5 protein-coding genes are annotated in these 7,132 nt (G+C 71.1%); all 5 read right to left on the bottom strand.

All coding sequences use genetic code 11. The annotated features are described in order from the left end of the window. Window positions 1-235: 235 nt before the first annotated feature. The 5 genes from QZY48_RS31675 to QZY48_RS31655 all read right to left on the bottom strand — a co-directional run bounded on the left by QZY48_RS31675 (window position 236) and on the right by QZY48_RS31655 (window position 7,009). Window positions 236-4,363 carry a CHAT domain-containing protein gene (locus tag QZY48_RS31675; protein ID WP_295438178.1) on the bottom strand — a complete coding sequence of 1,376 codons (4,128 nt, stop codon included), beginning with the start codon at window positions 4,361-4,363 and terminating at the stop codon, window positions 236-238. A 162-nt stretch (window positions 4,364-4,525) separates the two neighbouring features. Then, on the bottom strand, window positions 4,526-4,828 hold the full coding sequence (locus tag QZY48_RS31670; RefSeq protein WP_295438175.1) for a type II toxin-antitoxin system RelE/ParE family toxin: 303 nt from the start codon (window positions 4,826-4,828) through the stop codon (window positions 4,526-4,528). After that, window positions 4,828-5,070, bottom strand: coding sequence for a type II toxin-antitoxin system ParD family antitoxin (locus QZY48_RS31665; protein ID WP_100920973.1), 243 nt, complete (start codon window positions 5,068-5,070; stop codon window positions 4,828-4,830). Before QZY48_RS31665 ends, QZY48_RS31670 begins: the two co-directional genes overlap by 1 nt. Before the next feature lie 173 nt (window positions 5,071-5,243). Then, the gene (locus QZY48_RS31660; protein WP_295438172.1) at window positions 5,244-5,786 is read right to left on the bottom strand and encodes a hypothetical protein; all 543 of its coding nucleotides are present in this window, start codon (window positions 5,784-5,786) and stop codon (window positions 5,244-5,246) included. Between the two features lie 14 nt (window positions 5,787-5,800). Next, window positions 5,801-7,009: a DUF1343 domain-containing protein gene (locus QZY48_RS31655; RefSeq protein ID WP_295438170.1), complete on the bottom strand. Its 1,209-nt coding sequence runs from the start codon at window positions 7,007-7,009 to the stop codon at window positions 5,801-5,803. Window positions 7,010-7,132 lie beyond the last annotated feature (123 nt).

Here is a 7,132-nt window from a genome sequence, read left to right as displayed (position 1 = left end):
TGAGCGGCGCAAGATCAGGCGAAACAGGGTACCAGGGGGCTTCGGCGGCTTGGCGGGCCTGGGCGAGCGCCTGGTTTAGCGTGAACCTCAGGCCGGGGCCCGGTGGGAGCGGCTTCAGCCGCGACGCGCGCTCGCGGGCGGCCCTGGACTCGTCGCGGCTGAAGCCGCTCCCACAGCGTCGCTGCGCGACCCGGGGGGCTGGGCGCGGCGGGGACCGGGGTGCGCGCGGCGCACCCTACGGGGTCTCGGCGGCTTGGCGGGCCTGGGCGAGGGACTGGTCGATGGCGGCTTGAAGGCGCGCGGCGTCGACCTGGCGTTGGCGCAGCCACTGGGCCAGGGGGGCGAAGGCGGGGTCGGCGAGCAGCTCGGCGAGAAGGGGGATGGCGGGCTCGGTGCCGGCGGCGCGGGCGCGGCGGAAGACGATGGCGTAGTTGTGCAGCGAGGTCTGGAGGTGCTGGCCCAGGCCGGCGACGAGGCGGTAGGCGAGCGCGGCGAGTTGGTGGCGGGCCGATTCGGCTAGTGCGGGCGGGGTGCCGCTGCCGTCCAGCCAGAGGGCCAGGTTGTTGTGTGAGATGGCGCGGTCGGCGGGGTTCGGCAATTGCTCGCACAGAGCGAGTGCGCGGCGCTGCTGGGTGATGGCCTGGGCGCGGTCGCCCTGGCGGTCGAACAGGTCGGCGAGTGAACTGAGCGTCGTGGCGCGCCAGGCGGGATTGTTCTCGAAGAGCGCGAGACAGGTCTCCAACTCGGCCTTGGCCTCGCCGAGGCGCCGCGGCATTTTCATCAGCACACTGGCACGGTTCATCCGATCGGCGCCGATGTCCTCCGCCGGGCGTTGCAGTGCGCGCTTGACCTCCAGGATGGCATCCAGGCGCACCAGAGCGGATGCCCAGTCCTCTTGCGCGTAGTCCGCCTGCCGGGCGATGTCGAGCGCGCCGATCAGCGTGCGGGCGAGGGACTCGGCATCCGGGGCCTCGGGCACCAACTGGCCGGCCCTGTGCTGTTGCCACCACCCCTGCACCTGGGCGAGACGCCGCTCGACCTCGGGAAGCGCGGTGGCGACCTGGCCCTGCTGGATATCGATGCGCAGGGCCTCCAACTCGTGGGCGACGATATGGACCGAGGGTCTGCCGGCCCTCTTGAACGCCTCAGCAGATTCGATGTGCCGTCGGCGGGCAGCGTCCAGGTCGCCGACATCACCAAGCGCATTCGCCCAGTTGCCGCTGATCGCGGCTAGGTCCGCCCAGGCCCACCCGGCGCCCTCGCCCCCCGACTCGGCGGCGGCGCTCGCCTGCGCAGCGGCCTGCTCGTAGAAGGTCAGGCCGGCGTCAGGGCGGCCAGCCCTCCACAGCGCATCGGCGAGGTAGCAGAGGCAGGACCAGCGCGGCTTGCCCGCCGGTGCCAGGTCGGCGGCAGCCTCCAGATGCGGAGTCAGTGCCTGGAGCAGCACCGGGTCCTGCGTGCTGGTGACCAGGGCGCTCGCAAAGCCGCTCAACTGATCCCAGGCCGCGGCCTGGACGCAGTAGACCAGGGCGCGGCTGCCCGCCTGGATGGCGGCGGTCATGTCCTGGTGCAGCAGCCCATTGAACGCCGACTCCAGCCGCTGCGCGTATGCGAGGCGCACGCCGTCCTCGGTCAGGTCCGCCCGGTCCTCGGCGTGCCGATCCATCCAGTCGCGGATGCGCTCCCGCACCAACTCGTGACAGCCGAGGTTCGGGTTCTCGTCCCCCGCCCCTGCACGCTCCTCGGTCACCAGGCCTAGGGCGACCAGCCGACGCAGCAGCGGGGCCGGATCGGGCCGCGCCGGTACCGCGGGCGGCAGGGCGTCGAGCATCGCGCGGAACTCCGGCGTCAGGAGCGCTTGGACTTGCGCCTGCGTCTCCGGCGGGAGCATCGGCAGCATGTCCAGCATAGCCTTGATCTGCCGCAGTTGCCCCTGCTGAGATCCATCCTCCCCACCCCAAACCCCCCAAATCAGCCCGAGGGACTCGGGCTGATTGGCCAAGGCGATGATCCACAACAACCGCCGCGCCTCCGGACTCAGGTCATCGAGCAACTGCCCGATCGAGCGCCCCAGCGCGTCCTCCAGATAGGCCAGCTCCGCCGCGTCCCCCGGCTGCATGGCAAAGAGCCCCGGCAGCCGCTCGAACCCCTTGGCCTCGGCCAGTGCCGTGAGCGCGGCCAGCAACCGCGTGCGCAGGGCCGGGTCCGCCGCCAGCCGGGCGAGCCGGTCCATCAGCAGCGGATGGAAGCGGCTGGCATGGAGCAGGCGCCGGGCGAGCCGCTGCTCCGCTTGGTCGGTGCCGAAGATCATCCCGCCCAGGGTCGGCTGTTCGCGCAGATACAGCGCCGCCTCCGCGGCCGGCAGCGGCCCGAGCAGGACGCTGAGCCCCGCCGGGTCCGCCGTGGTGCCCGTCGGGTCCGCTGCGCGGACCGCCCCCCGCGCCAACCCCGTAGGGTCCGCTGCGCGGACCGACCCCCGCGCCAACGCCGCCAACGGCCGCCGACTGGTAATGAGCACCCGGGAAGGACCACCCACCAGACCCACGGCAAGTGCCTCAAGACACTGGTCCCACACCGGGTCCTGGCACCCCCAGACCGGATCGGCCCCGGCGGCATCGGGCTCCGCCCTGGCCTTGAGATTGGTCTCGAAGTTGTCCAGCACCAGCAGGATCGCCTCGTCATTCAGGGCACGGACCAGGTTGTGGATGAGCCGCGCCTGGCGCTCGGGGCCGGTGAAGTCGGGCTCCGGGTTGCGATGGACGGCCTCGGCCGGGTGCGCCTGGACCTGGTCGTGGTAGCGGCCCAGTTCGCCCCAGAGCTTCAGATGGACGTCGCGCAGCCAGGCGTCGAAGGCGAGCGGGCTGGGCTTGGCCTGCCAGGTCAGGACCCAGGTGAAGTCCTGTTCCCAGAGGTCGAGCGCCTCGGCGGCGAGCGCGGTCTTGCCCATGCCGCCGAGGCCGACGATGACGGCGACCGGGCTGGTCTGGGCCCCGGGGCCGGTGCCGATGAAGTCCGCTCCGAGTGTGGCCAGTTCCCAGGTCCGCCCGACAAAGTGCGGGTGCGCCGCGGTGGTCAGTTCGCCGATCTGATGCAGGCGCCGGCCCTGCGCCGCGGGCGCGCCGCCGCGGCCGGGTCTCAGGGTCAGTCCGGGCTCTTCCTCGCCATAGAGGACCGGGGTGGCGTGGTCGCAGACCTGGAACCAGGCCGGCGCCTCGGCCGGTCCGGCGAGCAGGGCGCGGCGCGCCTGGGTGAGCGCGGCGGCGGCGTCCTTGGGCCTGGGGTCGGCGAGCAGTGCGCGGTAGAAGTGCAGCGCCAGTTCGCGGGCATAGTCGTCGCCGACCGCGTAACGCATGGCGACGACGGACGGGACCCCGCCGTGCAGCAGGGCGTGGGCGGTACCGGTGTAGCCGGGCTGGTCCGCGAGGTTCAGATCCCGGATGGGGTCCGCGGCGACGGGCGCCTCCTTGGTCGCCGGTTCCTTGCCCTGGGCGACGGCGAGGAAGTCGTCCCAATCCCGGACGCGCAGCAGGTCGCCGGAGTGGCAGGCGCTGAGCACCATGAGGCGCGGGAGCAGGCCGCCCGCGTCCAGGAAGAGATCGAGCAGGTCCTGGCCGGAGATCGGGTCGCTGGCCCCGCCGGGCTTGGCCAGTTCCAGCAGATTGAGGTTGCCGTGACCGCTCCAGTGGACCAGGTGGTAACCGCCCTGGCCCCGGACCTGGGCGATGAGCCGCTCCCGGGTGACGCCGTGGCTCAGGAAATGGGCGATGACACGGCGCCCCGGGTAGACCTCGCGCGCGAAAAACTGCTGGAGCGCGCGGCGCTCCCGGCGCATCCCGAGCGGCTGGGAGCCGCGCGCCTCGGCAAAGACGAAGAGCACGCGCAGCGGTTCGTCGGGCGCCAGATCCATGGGCGTGGAAGCGGCGTCCTGCCGCTCATGGACGACCCGGACCAGGAGGTTGCGCTCGGCCAGGCTCTCGGCGGCGGCCTGCGGGCGGGCCAGTTCCCAGGGGACCCGGGCCAGGGCGGCGGCGAGCGGGTTCTCGCGTTCCGCCGCCCCGGGCAGTTGAATGCGCAGGGTCCGCTGGGTCCGCGCGGCCCAGAGGTGCTTGAAGATATCGGCGCCCAGGACCTCCTCGGCGATGCAGACGCCGATCTCCCCCAGGGCGGCGCGCTGGCCGGCCTCGTCCACATAGAGCCGCAGATAGTCCCGCAGGTCGAAGAGGCCCTGGAGCCGGCCGGCCGGGATGGTCTTGAAGTCAGTCGACTGGTAGGCGAGCTGGTTGCCGGCGCCGTCCAGCAGGCGGAATTCCGCGGTGCGGCTCGGGTAGTCGGCGGTGACGAGGAGGTCGAAGCGGGCGGTCATGGCGGCGGGTGCTCCTGCGAAGGGTCCAAGGTCGCGCAGTGGCCATCATCCGAGAAAGGCTAGGGTTTTGCAATCGCGCGTGGGAGCGGCTTCAGCCGCGACGAGGCCGCGGTCGTTTGTGAGGTTCACGGATGCCGGGGCCTCTCGGGTTCCATCAATGGCTCAGGGATCGGACATGGACCCAGGTACGTCCATGCCCTGGTGCAGGACACGAACAATCTCAATCTCGTCGGTGCCGCTCTGACGATAAAACACGAGATGCTTGCCAACCCGGTGCTTGCGGTAGCCGGGGCGGATGTCGCCGCAGTCAGTGCCCATCAGGGGATTATCCGCCAGCGTATGAAAGCCCGCGTCCAGCAACCTCAGATAGCGGTTGCGCTGGTCAGGACCCCAGGTGGCTTGCGTGTAGCGGCCGATAGACTTCAAATCGTCCTTGGCTGCCTTGGTCAGCACGAACCGGGGCATCAGTGCGTACCGACGCGGTCGAGTTCCTCGATCAGACCTTGCAGGGAATAGTCGGCCCGGCCGCTTGCCTCGCCCTCCTTGAGCGCCTGACGCAAGGCGGCAACGCGTGTTTCATGCTCTTCCAGAAGCCGCAACCCGGCACGGATCGCCTCGCTGGCCGAACCGTAACGGCCCTGGGCAATCTGCTGGGCAAGGAATTGCTCGAAGTGGTCGCCAAGGATCACGCTGGTGTTCTTCTGCATCTGGGCCTCCGCTGGGTCTCCTGTTGCGATACCAACAAATGGTATCCCAAATCCGGCACCGGGCGGCGCGGCTACTGGGAGCGCCGCACCCCAGTGCGGCGCGATCTTGCGTGCGACCGCGGCGCTGCGGGTCGCGGAGAGGCCGGGCCGCACTGGGGTGCGGCGGCCCCGGGTCAGGGCGCACCGGGGGCCGCCGCGCGCAGTCGGCGGCGGGCTTCGGAAAGATCGAGCAGTTGGCCCGGCTGCGGGGCCTCCGGGTCCAGATAGGCGTGCAGGGTCATGCCCTCGCCGATCGGCGGCCAGGGCGGCGGCGGGTGCTGGAAGCGGTGCGCGCCCGCGTGCATGTGGCTGCGGTCGCTGGCGAACCCGGCCCGATACTCGGACGCCGGGATCAGGCGCAGGCGCGGGGCATAGATGGGCGGCAGTTGCCCGGCCAGGGCGAAGGTCCGGTCCAGCCAGTCGACCCCGGGCGTCGGTAACGGCAGGCGGCTGTCCAGGTCCCAGACCCGGTATTGGCCGTCGACCACCACCACATGATAGTCCCAGGCGATGAGGCGCCCCGGCGGGGCGGCGCGCTGGTGCAGCAGGGGGCAGCGGCCGGCGCGGCTCAGCAGAAAGACGACGAAGCGCTCACCCGGGCCTAAGGCCGGCTCGGCGCAGAGCCACCAGGCGTTCTCCTCGCAGTAGAAGGGCTGATAGCGCAAACCGTGGTCCAAGGCGGCACCGCCGTTCAGGCGTAGATACGCAGGGCCCTGGTCTGTTCGAACCAGAGCGCCTCGTCCGCGGCCAGGCGCCGCTCCAGGTCGCCGGGGCCGGCGGCGGGATCATCCACCCAGTCGCGCAGTGCGGTGCCGCCGCTCAGCAGGTCGATGGCCAGGCGCTCGCTCTCGTATTCGTAGGGGAAGTCGCGCCACAGCGGATAGTCCGGGTATTCCAGGCGCAGGGCCTTGAACAGCAGCGCGGTCAACCGATAGGGGCGGAACCGGTCGTGGCGGTAGTGGGCATTGTCCGTGTGGAACTGGAGCCCCGAGCAGAGCAGGCCGGCGTGCTTGTGGAAGGTGGGCTCGAACCAACAGGGGCGGATCAACACCCCTTCTGTCCAGGCGGCGCACTCGGCCTCCATGCGGGCCAGGATGCGCCCGAAGTCCAGGTCCGGGGCCCCGATCAGTTCCAGCGCGGCGGTGGTCCCGCGCCCTTCCGACAGGGTGGTGCCCTCGCACAGGACGGTGCCGGGGAAGCAGCGGGCCATGTTCAGACTGGAGGCATTGGGACTGGGGTTGACCCAGGCCAGTTCCGCCAGGGGCCAGCCGTAACCCGGTGCCGCGTCCGGCCGGTAGCCGTCCATGGTCACCAGTTGCAGGTCGAGATCCAGACCGCGCGCGGCGACGAACCAGCGGGCCAGTTCCCCCAGGGTGAGCCCGTGACGCATGATGAGCGGCCCGGCCCCGACGAAGCTCTCCCAGCCGGGCTCAAGGATGCTGCCCTCGATCGGCCGGCCCGCCGGGTTGGGCCGGTCCAGGACCCACAGCGACTTGCCCGCGGCGGCGCAGGCGTCGAGCAGATAGGCGAGCGTGGTCGCATAGGTGTAGATGCGGGTGCCGATGTCCTGCAGATCCACCAGCAGCACGTCGAAGTGCGCGAGCATCGCCGGCGTCGGATAGCGCACCTCCCCGTAGAGGCTGAAGACCGGGATGCCGTGGCGGGGGTCGATGAAATCGCCGCTCTCCACCATGTTGTCCTGCTTGTCCCCGCGCATCCCGTGTTGCGGGCCGAAGGCGGCGGTGACCCGCAGGTCGCCCGACTCGATCAGGGCGTCGAGACTGTGACGGCCGCGCGCGGTGACGGCGGCGGGGTGGCCGAGCAGGGCGACCCGGCGCCCGTGCAGGGGCCGGCGCAGCCCCGGGTCGGCGAGCAGGCGATCGATTCCGAGTTGGATCATAGACGGACCTGGAGGGCTTTACCGTGAAAGTCGCGCCGGGAGCGCGCTCCTCGTCTCCCTCCCCCACTGGGGGTGGGTCGGGGTGTGGGAACGGCCATGGCGCCCGCAACTTTCATCTTTCGG

The sequence above is a fragment of the uncultured Thiodictyon sp. genome (genome assembly GCF_903828115.1).
Taxonomy (GTDB): Bacteria; Pseudomonadota; Gammaproteobacteria; order Chromatiales; family Chromatiaceae; genus Thiodictyon.
This window is presented reverse-complemented; position numbering and strand designations above follow the sequence as displayed.

Bases quoted from the DNA above. Each gene is read 5' to 3' on its own strand.
- QZY48_RS31675 (WP_295438178.1), bottom strand. From the start codon at position 4,363: ATGACCGCCCGCTTCGACCTCCTCGTCACCGCCGACTACCCGAGCCGC.
- QZY48_RS31670 (WP_295438175.1), bottom strand. From the start codon at position 4,828: ATGCCCCGGTTCGTGCTGACCAAGGCAGCCAAGGACGATTTGAAGTCT.
- QZY48_RS31665 (WP_100920973.1), bottom strand. From the start codon at position 5,070: ATGCAGAAGAACACCAGCGTGATCCTTGGCGACCACTTCGAGCAATTC.
- QZY48_RS31655 (WP_295438170.1), bottom strand. From the start codon at position 7,009: ATGATCCAACTCGGAATCGATCGCCTGCTCGCCGACCCGGGGCTGCGC.